The organism is Mesorhizobium sp. WSM1386, assembly GCF_055901595.1.
The window spans coordinates 3,601,269-3,618,978 of sequence record NZ_CM148373.1; the positions used below are offsets into that span (position 1 = coordinate 3,601,269).

At 63.4% G+C, this 17,710-nt stretch carries 15 protein-coding genes; 8 read left to right on the forward strand and 7 right to left on the reverse strand.

The genetic code is table 11. The annotated features are described in order from the left end of the window. Positions 1-6: 6 nt before the first annotated feature. From AC0NIH_RS17675 to AC0NIH_RS17685, 3 genes are all read right to left on the reverse strand, one after another. Positions 7-2,577 carry a GcvT family protein gene (locus tag AC0NIH_RS17675; protein ID WP_473467304.1) on the reverse strand — a complete coding sequence of 857 codons (2,571 nt, stop codon included), beginning with the start codon at positions 2,575-2,577 and terminating at the stop codon, positions 7-9. Then, positions 2,574-3,059 (reverse strand): endonuclease domain-containing protein, encoded by a 486-nt coding sequence (locus AC0NIH_RS17680; RefSeq protein ID WP_473467302.1) that lies wholly within the window; start codon positions 3,057-3,059, stop codon positions 2,574-2,576. Before AC0NIH_RS17680 ends, AC0NIH_RS17675 begins: the two co-directional genes overlap by 4 nt. A gap of 378 nt (positions 3,060-3,437) precedes the next feature. Further along, positions 3,438-5,015, reverse strand: coding sequence for a trimethylamine methyltransferase family protein (locus AC0NIH_RS17685; RefSeq protein ID WP_473467301.1), 1,578 nt, complete (start codon positions 5,013-5,015; stop codon positions 3,438-3,440). A gap of 255 nt (positions 5,016-5,270) precedes the next feature. Here AC0NIH_RS17685 and AC0NIH_RS17690 point away from each other — a divergent pair, with 255 nt between their 5' ends. The 6 genes from AC0NIH_RS17690 to AC0NIH_RS17715 all read left to right on the forward strand — a co-directional run bounded on the left by AC0NIH_RS17690 (position 5,271) and on the right by AC0NIH_RS17715 (position 12,243). Continuing rightward, on the forward strand, positions 5,271-6,452 hold the full coding sequence (locus AC0NIH_RS17690) for an MFS transporter (RefSeq protein ID WP_473467299.1): 1,182 nt from the start codon (positions 5,271-5,273) through the stop codon (positions 6,450-6,452). Then, positions 6,449-7,612, forward strand: coding sequence for an MFS transporter (locus tag AC0NIH_RS17695; protein WP_473467298.1), 1,164 nt, complete (start codon positions 6,449-6,451; stop codon positions 7,610-7,612). The genes AC0NIH_RS17690 and AC0NIH_RS17695 overlap by 4 nt, the downstream gene beginning before the upstream one ends. 98 nt (positions 7,613-7,710) lie before the next feature. Then, complete coding sequence (locus AC0NIH_RS17700; RefSeq protein WP_473467296.1) at positions 7,711-9,774, forward strand: prolyl oligopeptidase family serine peptidase; 2,064 nt, start codon at positions 7,711-7,713, stop codon at positions 9,772-9,774. A gap of 125 nt (positions 9,775-9,899) precedes the next feature. Beyond that, on the forward strand, positions 9,900-10,025 hold the full coding sequence (locus AC0NIH_RS17705) for a hypothetical protein (protein WP_023780401.1): 126 nt from the start codon (positions 9,900-9,902) through the stop codon (positions 10,023-10,025). Positions 10,026-10,076: 51 nt separating this feature from the next. Next, the gene (locus AC0NIH_RS17710) at positions 10,077-11,456 is read left to right on the forward strand and encodes an aspartate aminotransferase family protein (protein ID WP_023763416.1); all 1,380 of its coding nucleotides are present in this window, start codon (positions 10,077-10,079) and stop codon (positions 11,454-11,456) included. Between the two features lie 145 nt (positions 11,457-11,601). Further along, a complete protein-coding gene (locus AC0NIH_RS17715; RefSeq protein ID WP_473467294.1) occupies positions 11,602-12,243 on the forward strand; it encodes a cytochrome c oxidase assembly factor Coa1 family protein in 642 nt (213 codons plus the stop codon). A gap of 289 nt (positions 12,244-12,532) precedes the next feature. Here the strand turns inward: AC0NIH_RS17715 and mmsB are convergent, their stop codons facing one another. The 3 genes from mmsB to AC0NIH_RS17730 all read right to left on the reverse strand — a co-directional run bounded on the left by mmsB (position 12,533) and on the right by AC0NIH_RS17730 (position 15,096). Then, positions 12,533-13,417 (reverse strand): 3-hydroxyisobutyrate dehydrogenase, encoded by an 885-nt coding sequence (mmsB, locus tag AC0NIH_RS17720; protein ID WP_473467292.1) that lies wholly within the window; start codon positions 13,415-13,417, stop codon positions 12,533-12,535. A 96-nt stretch (positions 13,418-13,513) separates the two neighbouring features. Then, a complete protein-coding gene (locus tag AC0NIH_RS17725) occupies positions 13,514-13,882 on the reverse strand; it encodes a four helix bundle protein (protein ID WP_352711117.1) in 369 nt (122 codons plus the stop codon). Between the two features lie 47 nt (positions 13,883-13,929). Continuing rightward, entirely contained in the window at positions 13,930-15,096 is a 1,167-nt protein-coding gene (locus tag AC0NIH_RS17730; RefSeq protein ID WP_473467290.1) for an isobutyryl-CoA dehydrogenase, read from the reverse strand. A gap of 138 nt (positions 15,097-15,234) precedes the next feature. Here AC0NIH_RS17730 and AC0NIH_RS17735 point away from each other — a divergent pair, with 138 nt between their 5' ends. Together AC0NIH_RS17735 and AC0NIH_RS17740 are read left to right on the forward strand one after the other, a co-directional pair. Further along, positions 15,235-15,849: a dimethylsulfonioproprionate lyase family protein gene (locus tag AC0NIH_RS17735; RefSeq protein WP_023763420.1), complete on the forward strand. Its 615-nt coding sequence runs from the start codon at positions 15,235-15,237 to the stop codon at positions 15,847-15,849. A 3-nt stretch (positions 15,850-15,852) separates the two neighbouring features. Next, positions 15,853-17,328 (forward strand): cobyric acid synthase, encoded by a 1,476-nt coding sequence (locus AC0NIH_RS17740; protein ID WP_023763421.1) that lies wholly within the window; start codon positions 15,853-15,855, stop codon positions 17,326-17,328. A 192-nt stretch (positions 17,329-17,520) separates the two neighbouring features. Here AC0NIH_RS17740 and AC0NIH_RS17745 read toward each other — a convergent pair whose 3' ends face one another. Next, positions 17,521-17,691, reverse strand: coding sequence for a hypothetical protein (locus AC0NIH_RS17745; RefSeq protein ID WP_023763422.1), 171 nt, complete (start codon positions 17,689-17,691; stop codon positions 17,521-17,523). Between the last annotated feature and the right edge of the window lie 19 nt (positions 17,692-17,710).

Below are 17,710 nucleotides of genomic sequence, written 5' to 3' on the forward strand. Positions count from 1 at the left end.
CGAACCTCAGCTCCGCATCTTCTCGCCGCTCGGGTCGAACGGCGCCTCGACATTGATGCGTGCCGGCCGGCGGTGTCCGAGGATCTCGATCTCGAACAGCCCGGCGCTTTCGTCCTCGGCAAGCGCTGCCGGCACATAACCTTGGGCCATCGACTTCCGGACATAGTGGGCATAGCCGCCCGACGTTACCCAGCCGACCACGCGCCAGTCGCCGTCGACAATGCCGCGCACGGCGGAAGCGCCTTCCGCGGCTTTGGAGCCACGCACTTCCTTGCCCTTGTCGTCGAAGCGCGGCGCGCCGTAGCCATGCGGCTTTTCCACAGTGCCAAAATCCTTGCTGACCTTGGCCCAGATCGGCTCGTCGCCCATCACGTCGGCATCGGCGGCATCGACGATGAAGGAGACACGGCGCAGTTTTGGCCCCTCCGCCTGTTCCTTGGCGGCTGCCTCGCGGCCGATGAAGTCGTTCTTCTCCAGCTTGATGAAGCGGTCCATCGAGCCTTCGAACGGTCCGTAGATCGGCCGCAGCTCGCGGAACCAGGTCGGGAAGTTCTTTTCGAGGCGCATGGAAAGCAGGGCGCGCATGCCGAAATCGACCAGGCCAAATTCCTCGCCGGCGTCCTTGATCGCCTTGTAGACCAGCCGCTCATAGGCCGGCGCCATCCAGATTTCGTAGCCGAGATCGCCGGTGTAGGTGATGCGGTTGACCATGCAGGGCGCGCCGCCGACCGCCATCTCGCGAAAATCCATGAAGCGGAAGGCTTTGGTCGAGATGTCGACATCGACCAGCTTCTGCAGCAAGTCGCGGGATTTTGGCCCGGCGATCGACAGGCCGACCAGCGTCTGGTCGAAGCGGTGTATCCGCACCGAACCATCTTTCGGCAGGTGCTTCTCGAACCAGCGCATGTGGTATTTCTGCGCGGCCGACGAGCCCCAGATCATGAAGCGGTCGTCTCCCGCCTTGGCGATGGTGAAGTCGCCGATCAGCTTGCCGAATTCGTTGATCATCGGGGTGAGCACGATGCGGCCGGTTTTCGGCATGCGGTTGGTCATCAGCCGGTTGAGGAATTCTTCCGCGCCCGGGCCCGAAACTTCGTATTTAGCGAAATTGGCGATCTCGGTGACGCCGACGCGCTCACGCGTGGCGCGCACTTCCTCGCCGATCGGACCGAAATCGTTGGAGCGGTGGAAGGAAACGATATCCTTGGGCTCCTTGCCTTTCGGCGCAAACCACAGCGGCGTCTCGAGGCCCCAGGAGTCACCCATGACGGCGTTGTTGGCGAGCATCGTGTCGTAGAGCGGCGTCGTCTGCGCCGGGCGTGCCGCCGGCAATTCCTCGTTGGGGAAGCGGATGGAGAAGCGGCGAGAATAGTTTTCGCGCACCTTGGCGTTGGTGTAGCGCAGGCCAGCCCACTCGCCGAAGCGGGCGACATCCATGCCCCAGACGTCGAAGCCGGGATCGCCATGGACCATCCAGTTCGACAGAGCGAGACCGACGCCGCCACCCTGGCTGAAGCCGGCCATGACGGCGCAGGCGCACCAGAAATTGGTCAGGCCCTGCACCGGGCCGACCAGCGGGTTGCCGTCGAGCGCGAAGGTGAAGGGGCCGTTGATGATCTGCTTGATGCCGGCCTTTTCGATGCCGGGGAAATGCTTGAAGCCGATCTCCAGCGACGGCGCGATGCGGTCGAGATCGGGCGGCAGCAGTTCATGGCCGAAATCCCAGGGCGTGTTGACCGGCGACCACGGCTTGCAGGCTTTTTCGTACGTGCCGAGCAGGATGCCGTTGCGCTCCTGGCGGGTGTAGATCTCGCCCTTGAAGTCGAGCACGCCGATCATTTCGCGGCCGGTCGACTTGTTGAATTCCTCGACCTCGGGCATCGGCTCGGTGAGCAGGTACATGTGCTCCATGGCCAGCACGGGCAGTTCGACGCCGACCATGCGGCCGATCTCGCGCGCCCACAGGCCGCCGCAGTTGACGACATGCTCGGCGTGGACCGTGCCCTGTTCGGTGACGACGTTCCAGGTGCCGTCGGGCTGCTGCGTCAGGTCGACGACGCGGTTGCGCAGCACGATCTCCGCGCCGAGCTTCTTGGCCGCCTTGGAATAGGCGATCGTCGTGCCCGACGGATCGAGATGGCCTTCGACCGGATCCCACATGGCGCCGACGAAGTTGGTCTCGTCCATCAGCGGGAACATCGCCTTGGCTTCGGAAGGGGTGATCAGCTCGGTGTCCATGCCGAGATAGCGGCCCTTGGCGTGGGCCAGCCGCAGGAAGTCCATGCGCTCGGGCGTATCGGCCATCATCACGCCGCCGGTCAGATGCAGCGAGCAGGACTGGCCGGATATTTCCTCGATCTCCTTGTAGAGCTGCACGGTGTAGGCTTGCAGCTTGGCAACATTGGGATCGCCGTTCAGCGTGTGGAAGCCGCCCGCCGCGTGCCAGGACGAGCCGGAAGTGAGCTCCGAGCGCTCGATCAGCATGATGTCGGTCCAGCCGGCCTTGGCCAGATGGTAAAGAACCGAGCAGCCGACGACGCCGCCGCCGATGACAACCGCTTTTACATGGGATTTCATGAAGATAGGTCCGTTTTTAGAGAGATTGAATCGAGTGAGTGCGGCGTGAAGACAAAGCGTAGGTCGGATACGGCGACGTTTTCCGCCAGCCTGCCATCAAGCGCGGCAAGAATGGTTTCACAGACGGGAGTGCGATATTTCAGGACGTCGCGGCTCCAGACACGCAGGATCGAATAGCCCTGAGCGCGCATGAAATCGTCGCGCCGGCGGTCAGAGGAACTGTCGGCGTGTTGTGAGCCGTCGATCTCGACGACGAGCCATTTTTCGCGGCAAGCGAAGTCTGCGAAGAAAGGGCCGATGGAGAATTGGCGGGTGAAACGATAGCCCGCAAGCTTGCGGGCTTTCAGTTCGAGCCAGAGCAATGCTTCAGCCTGATTGCCGCCTTGCCTCAGCTTTCGCGCGCGTTGAGTGGTGCCCATCTTGCGGCGGCTGCGGGTTTCACGGGCGGATTCCCCCACTCCGTCGCCGCTTCGCGGCGCCACCTCTCCCCCCTCCGGAGGGAGAGGAAGGGAGCCAGCCGGCATAAGCTCGCGCCTTTCCTCTACCCCGTCGATCGGGGGAGAGGTGTCGAGCGAAGCTCGACGGAGTGGGGGTCGACCGTTCATCAGATCCGCTTGATTGCCTGACTGCCTAAGCTCTCGCGCGCGTTGAGCGGTGCCCGTCTTGCGGCGGCCGGGCGCTTCGTCAACGGCTTCCCCCACTCCGTCGCCGCTTCGCGGCGCCACCTCTCCGCCCTCCGGAGGGAGAGGAAAGGTGCCAGGCTGCATAAGCTCGTGCCCTTCCTCTCCCCCGTCGATCGGGGGAGAGGTGGCGAGCGCAGCTCGACGGAGTGGGGGTCGACCGTTCATCAACAACATTGATCAGAAATCGGTCGGCGCGCCGCCCTCGGAGCGGCGCTTTTCGACGAAGGCGTTGAGTTCTTCACGGATCGCCGGGTCCATGTAGGGATCTTCGTAGGATGCCAGCCGTTCCTTCCAGACCTTGTTGGCCTTTTCCAATGCCGTTGGTGATCCGGCTTCCGCCCAGGTCTCGAAGTTGCGCCAGTCGGAGAGAATTGGCGAATAGAAGGCAGTCTTGTAGCGGTCCTGCGTGTGCTGGGTGCCGAAGAAATGGCCGCCGGGTCCGACAGACTGGATGGCGTCGAAGCCGAGCGCTTCATCGGACAGGTCGAGCGGGGTCAAAAACTCCGCCACCATCTGCAACAGGTCGATGTCGAGAATGGTCTTCTCGTAGGAGCAGCGCAGGCCGCCTTCGAGCCAGCCGGCGCCGTGCATCATCAGATTGCCGCCGCCCTGGATGGCGCCCCACAGCGAGAACACGCTTTCATAGGCCGCCTGCGCGTCGACCGTGTTGGCCGCGCATGTATTGGAGGTGCGGTAGGGGATGTTGTAGCGGCGGGCAAGCTGGCCGCCGACCAACTGCGCCTTCATGTATTCGGGCGTTCCGAAGGCCGGCGAGCCGGACTTCATGTCGACATTGGAGGTGAAGCCGCCATAGCCGACAGGCGCGCCTTTGCGCACCATCTGGGCAAAGGCGATGCCGGACAGCGCCTCGGCATTCTGCTGCACCAGCGCGCCGGCGATGGTGACGGGTGCCATTGCGCCCGACAGGGTGAAGGGCGTGACGACGACGACCTGGCCCTTGCTCGACATCTGGATGATGCCTTCCATCATCGGCACGTCGAGCTTGAGCGGCGAGTTGGTGTTGATGATGGTAAAGACCGATGGCTCCTCCAGCATCTGCTCATGGCTGATGCCGCGGGCGATGCGGGCGATCTCGATGCCGTCGACGTTGCGCTCCTTGCCGAGCGAATAGATGTGAAACACCTTGTCGGTCAGCGTGGCGAGGTCGCGTACGCATTCGAGGTGGCGGACCGACGGGTGGATGTCGGTCGGCTCGACCGGATAGCCGCCGGTGCAGTTCAGGATGTTGTGCATCTGCGCCAGGCGCAGGAAATTGCGGTAGTCAATCTGATTGCCCGGGCGACGGCCGCGATCGATGTCGGAGCAGTTCGGCGCCGACGCCATCATCGACAGGATCACATTGTTGCCGCCGAAGCGGAGATTGTGCGCGGGATTGCGGGCATGCATGGTGAACTCAGACGGGCAGTGCGACACCAGTTCGAGGATCATGTCGCTGTCGAAGCGCACCCGCTCGCTGCCTTCGCGTACATCCGCGCCATGCGCCTTCATGATGCGGCGGGCCTCGTCATGCAGGACGTCGACGCCGATTTCCCTGAGCACACGCAAGGAGGCGAGGTGGATCGATTCCAGCTCGTCGTCCGAAACCAGCCTGGTCGGCGCCAGCGGGTTTTTCAGCTGGCGGAAAGGCGGCTGCTCGAACGCGGCCGAACCTCCGGCGCGCTTTCCGGCGCGGCCGCCACGGCGGGCACGGTCGGGCGCCAAAGCCGGTTCTGCAGATTGTAGGGCGGCGGTCATGATGGTCCTCGTAGGATGCGATAGCGGGCGGCATAATGGACCGGCGACCCGCCGGCCATTGCGGAGGCGGCGACCACTAGGGCGAGGGAAGCGACATGACCGGACGGCAGCGGCGTGGCCGCGACATCGCCTCGATCATCCGACCATTGGCGCAAGCGGAATTCCCTTGCCGGCCCTTTCTTTCCCCCGGCCGAACCAGTAGCTAGTGACGCTTGCCGGCCGGGAGGTCAGCCGGCAGCTCACATGGATGACGGCATGGTCGCAACCAGCTCGAGCGAGGTCGAAGCGGGGACGCAGTGGGCAGCGCTCGCCGGCGTCACCGCAGCGCTTGCCATGTTCGGCGCCGCGCAGGGGCTGAGCTCGCCGCTGTTCACGCTCCTGATGCAGAAGCAGGGCATGTCGCCCGGGTTGATCGGCCTGTCGGCGGCGATGATGCCGCTCGGTCTGATCCTGTCGGCTTCGTTCGTGCCGGCGGCGGTGCGGCTGGTCGGGGCGCGCAACCTCGCGGTCGGCTGTTCCCTGATCGGAGCGCTGTGCTTCTTGGGCGTCGGCTATCTGCAGAACTGGGTGGCCTGGTATGTCATCCGGTTCATCATCGGCTTGGTCATCAATCCGCTCTACATCCTTGGCGAGGTGTGGGCGCTGTCGCTGGCGGCGCCATCGCGGCGGGGTCGGGTCATGGGCGTGTTCAACACGTTGATGGGTGCCGGCTATGCGGCCGGGCCCTTCACCTTGACCCTGGTCGGTACGTCGGGCTGGGCTCCTTTCAGCGTCGGTGTCGGCGGCTTCATGCTTTGCGCGGTCATTCTGCGTCTTGTCTCGTCGAGGCTCACCGGTTTCGAAGATGACGGCCAGCCTTCCGGCAGTTTTTTCAGCTTTGCCCGCCTGGCGCCGGCTCTGCTGCTGGCCGTGCTGGTCTCGGCCGCCGTCCAGCAAAGCACCTATGCGCTTGTCCCGGTGTTCGGCGCCGGCTATGGCCTGCCGGAAGCCGTGCTTGCCGCGCTGGTCATGGCGCTTTCCCTCGGCAACATCCTGCTGCAGATCCCGCTCGGCCTGCTGGCGGAGCGCTTCGGTGGCCGCCCCATGATCCTGGCCTGCGCGATGGCGACCACCGCCTGTGCGCTTCTGCTGCCGCTGCTGATCATGACACCGCTGATCTGGGTGGTGCTGCTGGTGATGGGCGCGGTCGGCTACGGCGTCTATACGATGGCGCTGGTCGAACTCGGCAGCCGGTTCAGGGGCACGCTGCTGGTCACCGGCAACGCCGCTTTCGCGCTGATGTGGGGCGTTGGCGGTATTGTCGGCCCGCCGGGCGCCGGCCTGCTGATGCAGGGCATCGGTCCGCTCGGCCTGCCGATCGTGATCATCGGCCTTGATGCCTTGCTGGTGGTTTTCGCGCTGTATCGATCGTCCGTGCGCCGGAGTGGGCAGGCATGATCGCGGCCAGCTCCGGCAACGGCGAGGCAGGGATGCAATGGGCGGCGATTACCGGCGTGATCGCAACCGTCTCGGTGTTCGCCATCGCGCAAGGGCTGTCCTACCCTTTGCTGAGCTTCATCCTGCAGCGGCAGGGCGTCTCGCCGGCGATGATCGGCCTGTCGGCGGCGATGACGCCAATCGGCTTCATCGTCTCGTCGCCGCTTATTCCGGCGCTGGCACGCCGGTTCGGAGCAGGGCGCACGGCGCTCACCTGTGCGGCACTTTCGGCCGTGGTGCTGGCGCTGATCGGCTGGACGCAGAATGTCTATCTGTGGTTCCCGCTGCGTTTCCTGATCGGCGTCGTGACCAATCCGCTCTATGTCTTAAGCGAAATCTGGGTGATCGCGCTGGCGCCGCCGGCCCGGCGCGGCCGCATCATGGGCATCTATTCGACGATCATTTCGGCCGGTTTCGCGGCGGGGCCGCTCTGCCTGCTTGCCGTCGGCACGCAGGGATGGCCGCCATTCCTCGTCGGCATCTGTGCCTTCGTGCTGTGCGGCATCTGCCTGGCGTCCGTGCTGCCGCGCCTGCCAAAGGTGGACGAGGCCGGGCACCAGGTTTCCGTTCTTGGCTTCGTGCCATTGGCCTGGCTGCTTTTGTTTGCGGTCATCGTGGCCGCCGGTTTCGAACAGGGAGCGCTGGCCTTGCTGCCGGTTTACGGCACGCATTACGGCATCGCCGAAGCCCGGATGTCGGCGCTGCTCACGGTGATGATTGCGGGCAACATCGCCATGCAGGTGCCGCTCGGCCTGCTGGCGGAAAGGCTGACGGCGCGGTTCGTGCGGCTGGTCTGCATAAGCGTTACGGCGCTCGGATGCGCGCTGTTGCCGTTTCTCATCGAGACACCGCTGGTCTGGCCGATGATCTTCATCTGGGGCGCGGTTTCGTACGGCATCTACACGATGTCGATCATCGAACTCGGCGAGCGCTTCACCGGCTCGACACTGGTCGCCGGCAATGCAGCCTTTTCGCTGATGTGGGGAGTCGGCGGCATCGCCGTGCCGCCGGTGGCGGGAAGCGTCATGGATGTGCTGGGCGCGGGCGGCCTGCCGCTCACGCTTGGCCTGCTGTGCCTGGCGCTGGCGGTTGCGAGCCTCGTTGGTCGCGGGAAAGCCTGATTCCTTAGTCAGGTATCCTTGGCCCAAGTGCAGCGCCTATTGAATATCGGACAAAGCATGTCGATGTTGCACGCCGAAGCATGCCTATCGGAGATTCCATGACCAAGCCTCTCGCCAAGCCAGACTCCAGCACTGACGATCCCTTCCTCTGGCTGGAGGACAGGACCAGCAAACAGTCGCTGGATTGGGTGCACAGTCAGAACGAAGTCACGGTTGGGCAATTGCAGGGCGATCCGTCCTACCAGGCATCGTTCCAGACCGCGCTCGACCTGATGACGGCGGAGGACAACATCGCCGTCGGCGCGGCCATCGCCGGTCATGTCTATAATTTCTGGCAGGACAAGACCAATGCGCTCGGCCTGTGGCGCCGCACCACGGTCGCTTCCTACAAGACCGAGAAGCCGAAGTGGGAAACGATCATCGACTTCGACCAGCTTGCGGCGAAGGAGGGCATCAAATGGGTGTTCAGCGGCGCCAGCCGGCTCTATCCGGAGTTCAGCCGCTGCCTGCTCTCGATGTCGCCGGATGGCGGCGACGCCAGCGAGATGCGCGAGTTCGACATCGAGACCAAATCGTTCATCGACGGCGGATTCCGCGCGCCGGCCTCGAAATCAGGTTTCGGCTGGCTGGATAAGGACACGGTCATCGTCTCGGCGGCCTTCGAGGAAGCTGACAAGACCGAGTCCGGCTATCCGCGCGTGATCAAGCTCTGGAAGCGCGGCACCAAGCTCGAAGACGCGACGCCGATCTTCGAGGCAAAGACCGAGGATCTCGCCGTCGGCGCCGGTGTCGAGTTCGACGGTGACAAGCGCCATCTGTTTCTGGCGCGGACGCTCAATTTCTTCGCATCGCACAGTTTCCTGCATCTCCCGTCAGGTGAAAACAGGCGCATCCCTTTGCCCGACGATGTCACCGACACCGCGCTCTTCAAGGACCAGCTGGTGTTCGGGGTGCGCACCCCATGGACGGCGCCGGATGGCACGGCCTGCCAGCCGGACGGGCTCTATTCGCTCGATTTCGCGCACTGGATCGAAACCGGCAGCCTTGGCGCCATCGAGACCTTGCTCGCGCCGGCGCATCGCGTCTCGATCGCCGGCATTGCCCGCACGCAGGACCGGTTGTTCGTCAGCCTGATGGACAATGTGCGCGGCAAGGTGGTCGTCTGCGAACGCAAGGGCGACGCCTGGTCGATGAAACCGGTCGCCCTGCCTGAAAACGGCACCGTCGGTATCAGCCATGCCGAACATTTCGGCTCCAGCATCTCCTTCTCCTTCACCGATTTCCTGACACCGAGCTCGATCATCTGGTCCGATGATGATGGCGCGACGCTTGAAACCGTGAAGTCGCAGCCAGCGCGCTTCGATGCTTCGCCGCTGATTTCGGAGCAGTTCGAGGCGCGCTCGAAGGACGGCACGATGATCCCTTATTTCGTCGTCCGCCGGCGCGACCAGAAGGGGCCTGTGCCGACGCTGCTCTACGGCTATGGCGGCTTCGAAGTGCCGCTGCTGCCCGGCTATGCCGGCGTGCGTGGCAGGCTGTGGCTGGAGAAGGGCAATGCCTATGTGCAGGCCTGCATCCGCGGCGGTGGCGAATTCGGCCCGGCCTGGCATCAGGCGGCGCTGAAGGGCAAACGCCAGAATGGTTTTGACGATTTCGCCGCGGTGGCCGAGGACGTCGTCCGCCGCGGCATCGCCACGGCTGCCTCGCTCGGCATCCAGGGCGGCTCGAATGGCGGCTTGCTGACCGGTGTTTCCCTGACGCAGCACCCGGAGCTGTTCGGCGCCGTCATCGTCGAGGTGCCGCTGCTCGACATGCTGCGCTACACGCAATTGCCGCCGGGCGCCTCGTGGATGGCCGAATATGGCGATCCGTCGAAGACCGAAGACGCCGAATGGCTTTCCGCCTATTCGCCCTACCAGCATGTCGATGCCGGCGTCGCCTATCCGCCGGTGCTGCTGACCACCTCGACCGCCGACGACCGGGTCCATCCTGGCCATGCGCGCAAGATGGCGGCCCGGCTGCAGGAGGCTGGCCATGCCAGGACGCTGTTCTTCGAGGAAACCGAGGGCGGGCATGGCGGGCGCGGCGACCGCCGGCCTCAAGCGATGCAGACGGCGATGAAATATGTGTTCCTGCAGAGGGCGCTAAGCAGCAAGGCCTAGCCACATCCCGTCATCGGCCAAGCAAAGGGTGGTTCACCGCCCTTTGCCCTGAATCCTTGTTCTGACGCAATTCCGCACGGAAAACCGTTTCACACTTTTCCTGGAATTGCTCTAAGGTGCCTGCCATGACTCTCGCTAGGCTATCAGCTCGCGCATTCCGGGTGGCGGTGACACCGTCATCGCGCACGCTGCGCGCCGAGCTTTTGCGGCTTTGTGCCCGCATCGGCTATTCGCCGCCTGCCATCCTCTGACGACTTCGCCCCGGCGCCAGCCGGATTGAATCCAGAGGAAAGATCAAATCCATGACCTATCAGAATTATTCGCTGAAGCAGCTTCAGCAGATTGACGCCGCGCACCACCTGCATCCCTTCACCGACCACAAGGAATTGCGTGAGGCCGGTGCGCGCATCATCACCCACGCCAACGGTCCGTTCATCTACGATTCCGAAGGAACGGAACTGCTGGACGGCATGGCCGGCCTATGGTGCGTCAACATCGGCTATGGCCGCGACGAACTGGCCGAGGCCGCCTACGCGCAGATGAAGGAGCTGCCCTACTACAATTCCTTCTTCAAATGCTCGACGCCGACGCCGGTGCTGTTGTCCAAGAAACTGGCTGAAATCGCACCGAAGAACGTCAACCAGGTCTTCTATGGTTCCTCTGGCTCGGAGGCGAACGATACGGCGCTGCGACTTGCCCGTCACTACTGGGTGCTGGAAGGCAAGCCGGAGAAGAACCGCGTCATCTCGCGCAAGATGGCCTATCACGGCTCGACCATAGCCGGCACCTCGCTCGGCGGCATGGATGCCATGCACAAGCAGCTCGGCGGCGCCGTGCCCAACATCGTGCATGTGATGATGCCCTATGCCTACGAGCTGGCGCTGCCGGGCGAAAGCGATCACGATTTCGGCCTGCGCGCGGCCAAGGCCGTGGAGGATGCCATCCTCGAGGCCGGTGCCGACAAGGTCGCTGCCTTCATCGGCGAGCCGGTGATGGGGGCGGGCGGCGTGAAAATACCGCCGATGAGCTACTGGCCGGAAGTGCAGCGCATCTGCCGCAAATACGATGTGCTGCTGATGCTGGACGAGGTCATCACCGGCTACGGCCGCACTGGCGAGTGGTTCGCCGCCCAGACTTTCGACATCGAGCCGGACACCATCACCACGGCCAAGGCGCTGACATCGGGCTATCAGCCGCTGTCGGCGCTGCTGGTCGGCGACCGCATCACCTCGACGCTGGTCGAGAAGGGCGGCGAGTTCAATCACGGCTACACCTATTCCGGGCACCCGGTGGCCTGCGCCGTGGCCCTGAAGAACCTGGAGATCATCGAAAGGGAAGGCCTGGTCGAGCGCGTCAGGAACGACACCGGGCCTTATTTCGCCAAGGCCCTGCAGGAACGCATCGCCGGGCATGATCTCGTCGGCGAGGTTCGCTCGATCGGCCTGATGGGCGCGATCGAGATCGTCAAGGACAAGGCGACCAAGGAGCGGTTCCTGCCGTCGGGAAGTGCCGCGGTGACCGTGCGCGACCATGCGATCGCCAATGGCATGATGCTGCGCGCCACCGGCGACACGATGATCCTGTCGCCGCCGCTGATCTGGACCCGCGACACGATCGACATGGCTTGCGAGCGTATCGGCAAGGCGCTGGACCTGGCGCAAGCGGATCTTCGCAAGCGATAAGATATTGCAGGCGTCCCGTGGTTCGGGACGCCTGCCATCCGTCCTGAGCCGGTCTCTTGTTCGTCTTTCGCCGATGGGCCAAGGGTTCCGGTCGTCGGCGCTATCGGCTACAAGCCGTCGAGGCCGTTCGCCGAAGGGAGACTTGATGGCAGGACAACCGCTCAACCAGCCGGCTGAAATTCCGGCCGAGCTCGACCGCTGGAACTGGGGCGCCTTCTTCCTCAACTGGATCTGGGGCATCGGCAACAGCACCTTCATCGCGCTGCTGGCGCTGATCCCATTGGTCAACATCGTCATGATCATCGTGCTCGGCGCGCGCGGCAGCCGCTGGGCCTGGCGGAATCGTGCCTGGCGCGACGCCGAACAGTTCCGCAAGACGCAGCGCAACTTGGCGATCGCCGGGCTGGCCGTGTGGGTTGGGATCGGCGGCTGCGCGACGATGGTCGGCAGCATTCCTTTCGTTCTGAAAAGCAGCGACGCCTATCACATGGCCATGGATGCCATTCGCGCCGACACGCGCGTGAAAGCCGCCATCGGCGAGGACGTGACCGACAATTTCTGGGTCGGAGGCAATCTCGACGTCAATGCGAATGGCGCGGGGGATGCCCAGTTCAGCATTCCGGTCCATGGCGCCAAGGGCAAGGGCACGGTGTATTCGCACCTGGTTCGCAACGCCGGCACATGGAGCACGCGCCTGCTCGTCGTCAGGGTGGACGGGGAGGATGCGCCGATCGTACTGACCAACGAAGATCACGTTCCAATCCCGAACGCGGCAATCGGAATATGAACCTCTGAAGCGGCAGAAACGCAAAAACCGCGCTCCATCGGGAACGCGGCTTTGCCAGATACGCAGGCGCTTCGCTACGCAAACATTTGCGAAACTTTATGGGCACTTGTCGAACTTACGGGCTCCGGTACGCGAGACCTGATCCGGAGCGCCGGGCGGATGTGATATGTCCGCCTCGCCATCCGTTTTATAGGGACATCGTTACCGCGGAGTTATCGAGAGCTTAAGCAAATCTAAATTTGCAATTTTTCTGGCTGTAGAATTCAGAACATCTAATTATATCAGTTGGTTATGCGGGGTTCCCGCGCAAAAAATTAATTATGCCGGAGAAATCGGCGCCGCCGTTCCCTTGAGCGTTGAACAGGGCGTAGAGTTGGGCCGCCTCGGCGCCAAGCGGCGTCACGGCGCCGGAAGCCTGGGCGGCTTCCTGCGACAACTTCAGGTCTTTCAGCATCAATGCGGCCGCAAAGCCTGGCTTGTAGTCACTGTTGGCCGGCGAAGTGGGCACCGGGCCGGGCACGGGGCAATAGGTGGTCAGCGACCAGCACTGGCCGGACGATGTCGAGGCGACGTCGAACAGCGCCTGATGCGACAGGCCGAGCTTTTCCGCCAGCACGAAGGCTTCGGCGACGCCGATCATCGAAATGCCGAGGATCATGTTGTTGCAGATCTTCGCCGCCTGGCCGGCGCCGTCGCCGCCGCAATGGACGATGCGGCCGGCCATCGGCTTCAGGATCGGCTCGGCGGCGGCGAAGGCATCGTCTGAACCGCCGGCCATGAAGGTCAGCGTGCCGGCCGCCGCACCGCCGGTGCCGCCCGAAACGGGCGCATCGATCGACAACAAGCCATTCCTTGCGGCTGTCGCATGCGCCTTGCGTGCCGATTCGACGTCAATTGTCGACGAATCGATGAACAGCGCGCCCTTTTTTGCCTTAGGCGCGATGTCCTCATAGACCGACAGCACGTGCTTGCCGGCCGGCAGCATGGTGATGACCACATCGGCATCCTTCACCGCGGCCAAGGCGTTCGCCATGACGACGACGCCGTGCTCTTTCGCTAGGGTCAAGTTCTCGGGCACGAGATCGAAACCGCTTACGGTATACCCGGCCTTGACCAGATTGGCAGCCATCGGATTGCCCATGTTGCCGAGGCCGATGAAGGCGATGGTGGTCATAGTGGCGCTCCGTGATTTGGGTAAGTAGGCAGTAGGCAGTAGGCAGTAGGCAGTAGGCAGTAGGCAGTAGGCAGTAGGCAGTAGGCAGTAGGTGATCTATTCGGGTGCAAGCTTGAGAATAAGCTGGCGAAGCATTTTTCCGATGCCCTCGGTCGCCAACAGTGTCTGATAAGCTTGATCGTGCGTTGCAAGGCCAATGCGTTCAGCGATCAGGAGGTGTGTCTCGAACTCCTTCAGTGAGCCTTGGGCTATCCTGAGGAATTGCTGATAGGAGCCTCTATTGTCTCGGCCATAGCCTTCCGCGATGTTTGCAGGGATAGAGTTTGCCGAGCGACGGATTTGGCTGGTCAACCCGTACAGTTCTTCTTTCGGCCATGTCTTGGTCAGAGAATAGGTGGCGACGGCCAGATCCATCGCCTGCTGCCATACGATAAGATCCTTGTAAGAATTGATCTTGACGGCCATCTCGTTGCCTACTGCCTACTGCCTACTGCCTACTGCCTACTGCCTACTTACCGTCCGATTAGCGCCCGCGCGATGATGACGCGCATGATCTCGTTGGTGCCTTCGAGGATCTGGTGGACGCGCAGGTCGCGCACCAGCTTCTCGATGCCGTAGTCGTGCAGATAGCCGTAACCGCCGAGCAGTTGCAGCGCATCGTTGGCGACGTTGAAGCCGGTGTCGGTGACGAAGCGCTTGGCCATCGCCGACCATTTGCCGGCATCCGGCGCCTTGCGGTCGAGCTTGGAGGCAGCCGCATAGAGGAAGATGCGCGCCGCCTGCAACTCGGTCTCCATGTCGGCCAGCCGGAACTGCAGCGCCTGGAACTGGTTGATCTTCGAGCCGAAGGCCTTGCGCTCGGCGGTGTAGGACAGCGCCTTGTCGAGCGCCGACTGCGCACCGCCCAGCGAACAGGCGGCGATGTTCAGCCGGCCGCCGTCGAGACCGGCCATGGCGATGCCGAAACCGGCGCCTTCGCCCGACAACAGGTTCTCCGCTGGCACCTTGCAGTCCTCGAAGATAACCTGGCGGGTCGACTGCATGTGCCAGCCCATTTTGTGCTCGTTGGCGCCGAAGGAAAGGCCGGGCGCATCTTTCGGCACAATGACCGTGGAAATGCCTTTCGGACCATCGGCGCCAGTGCGGACCATGACAGCATAGACATCGCTGTCGCCGGCGCCCGAGATGAATTGCTTGGTGCCGTTGAGGATGTAGTCGCCGCCGCTCTTCACCGCGCGCGTCTTCAGCGCCGCCGCATCGGAGCCGGAACCCGGTTCGGTGAGGCAGTAGCTTGCCAGCCATTCCATCGAGGTGAGCTTGGGCAAAAAGCGCTGGCGCTGCTCTTCATTGCCGAAGCGGTCGATCATCGAGGCCACCATGTTGTGGATCGAGATGAAGGACGAGAAGGCCGGATCGGCGTGCGACAGCACCTCGAAGATCAGCACGGCATCGAGCCGGCCGAGTGCGGAACCGCCAACATCGTCACTAATATAGATGCCGCCGAGGCCGAGCGGGCCGGTCTCGCGGATCACATCGGCGGGGAAATGTTTTTTGCGGTCCCAGTCGAGCGCATTCGGCGCGACGCGGTCGGTGGCGAAGGCCCGTGCCATCTCCTGGATGGCGCGCTGTTCCTCGTTGAGTTCGAACTGGCTGGTGCTCGCATCGACCGCGGCGTCCATGGCGTTCTCCCTGATGGTTTCGACCTGCTGGCCTGTCGTTTTTGGCTTTGCGCGCGCACCAATCTAGACCAATGATGCCGCCGCGCAACCCGACCCGCCGCGGAGCGGCTGTGCGCCAATGCATGTCCGGAGTGAGATGTGACGACAAAATTCGACGAACTGCTGGGGCGGTTCCACGCCTATCTTGGTTGCGTGGACAATGCGCTGGTGCGCGAGGCCGTGGCGCGCATCGGCTGGGACATGCCGACTCGCCCACTGGAGGCACATCCGCTCGCTTGCCTTCGCCATCTCGATCGCGCCGTCGAACTGGCGCTCCCGGATGCGAAGCCTCTGGTGCGATGTCTTGCCGGGCAGCGCGGCAATCTGCATTGGGGGCAGACCTACAGCGAATCGGACTTCGGCAGCGCATTCGTCGATAATTACGGCTGGCTGGAGGTGTTCGGCACGCGTGGCCATTTCGCCAATGACGAGGCCGCGTCCGGCCTGCTGATCCTTGGGCCGGATATCGTCTATCCTGACCATCACCACATCGCCGAAGAGATCTACATTCCGTTGACCGGCGGCACCGAGTGGCGCATGGGCGAGGGTGGCTTTCGCATGCGAGAAGCCGGCGAGGTCGTCCACCACGCTTCCAGTGTCAACCACGCCATGCGCACCGGCCAGGAGCCGCTGCTGGCACTCTACATCTGGCGCGGTGGGCCTCTGGCGCAGAAATCCGAGATCACCGGAACCACAGCGCAAGGCAGGGGCTGAACCATGGCCAAAGCCATTATGCTGCAGGGCACGGGTTCTGATGTCGGCAAGACGGTGCTGGTCGCCGGCCTGTGCCGTGCCGCGAAAAAGCGCGGGCTGAAGGTGCGGCCGTTCAAGCCGCAGAACATGTCGAACAATGCTGCTGTGGCCGACATTCCCGGCGACGGCAACCATGGCGGCGGCGAGATCGGCCGCGCGCAGTGGCTGCAGGCGATCGCCTGCGGCGTCGCGCCATCAGTTCACATGAACCCGGTGCTGCTCAAGCCGCAGACCGATGTCGGCGCGCAGGTCATTGTCCAGGGCAAGGTGTTCGGCGAGGCGCGGGCGCGCGACTATCAGGCGCTGAAGGGCCGGCTGATGGATGCCGTTCTGGATTCCTGGGGCAAAGTCGGCGAAGATGCGGATCTGGTCATCGTCGAGGGCGCCGGCTCACCGGCCGAAATCAATCTCAGAAGCCGCGACATCGCCAATATGGGCTTTGCGACGCGTGCGAACGTGCCGGTGGTGCTGGTCGGCGACATCGATCGCGGCGGTGTCATCGCCTCGGTCGCCGGCACGCATCTGATCCTGCCGGAAGAAGACCGACGCATGATCGTCGGCTACCTCATCAACAAGTTCCGCGGCGATGTCTCGCTGTTCGATGACGGCCTGAAGGCGATCGAAAAATTCACCGGCTGGCGCAGCTTTGGCGTCGTGCCGTGGCTGACGGCGGCGGCGCGGCTGCCTTCGGAGGATTCGGTCGTGCTGGAACGGCTCGTGTCCGGCGGGAAACGTGCGCTGAAGGTCGCGGTGCCGATGCTTGGGCGGATCGCCAATTTCGACGATCTCGACCCGCTGAAAGCCGAACCGCAGGTCGAAGTGGTGTTCGTGCCGCCGGGAAAGCCGTTGCCGGCCGATGCCGGGCTGGTGGTCATTCCCGGCTCCAAATCGACGATCGGCGATCTCCTGAAATTCCGCGAAAACGGCTGGGACAGGGATATTGCGGTGCATCGCAAGCGCGGCGGGCACGTCGTCGGCATTTGCGGCGGTTTTCAGATGCTTGGTCGGATGGTGCGTGATCCCGAGGGCATCGAGGGCAGCGTCACCGAGGCCGAAGGGCTCGGCCTGCTCGACATCGAAACGGTGATGGAGCCGGAGAAGACCGTGCGCAATGTCAGCGCGCGATCCGTCCCGTTCGATGTGCCGCTCGAAGGCTATGAGATCCATCTCGGCCGGACCACCGGCCCGGACACGATGCGACCGTCGGCAATCATCAACGGCGTCGAGGATGGTGCTGTTTCCACCGACGGCAAGGTGCTGGGCACCTATATGCATGGCCTGTTCGGCGCCGACGGCTTTCGCGGAAAATTCCTCGAAAGCCTGGGCGTCAAAGGCGGCGGCATCGATTATCGCGCCGACGTCGAGCGGGCGCTGGACGACGTCGCGGCCGAGTTGGAGACCCATCTCGACTGTGACGCGATTTTTGGGCTGGCTCGGTAGAGCGGCGCTACGCATTTTCTCCCGCCTTCGGCCAACCGGCCGGCGACCGAGCGGTCCTGTTCCTTCCGGCGCTGCATCTCGATTGGCATCGGTCATCCTTCCGCCAAGGCAAATCTAGCAGAGCCTTGATTGGAATCAAAAGCGCCCGGCTTTTGGCCGGGCGCTCTCGGTCCCCACTTCAAGGGAAACTTGTCAGGCGCCGCGCATCAGGCAGCCGGCGGCAAGCACGATGTAGGCGATGAGAACGATCCACACCGATGCGATTGGAATGAACGCAAGGACGCCAAGCGCGGCAAGAATGCCGATGATGGCGATGACAAGGGAAATGATGAAAACAATCTGGGTAGGCGCGCTGAGATTCATGTCTGGCTCCTCCAACATG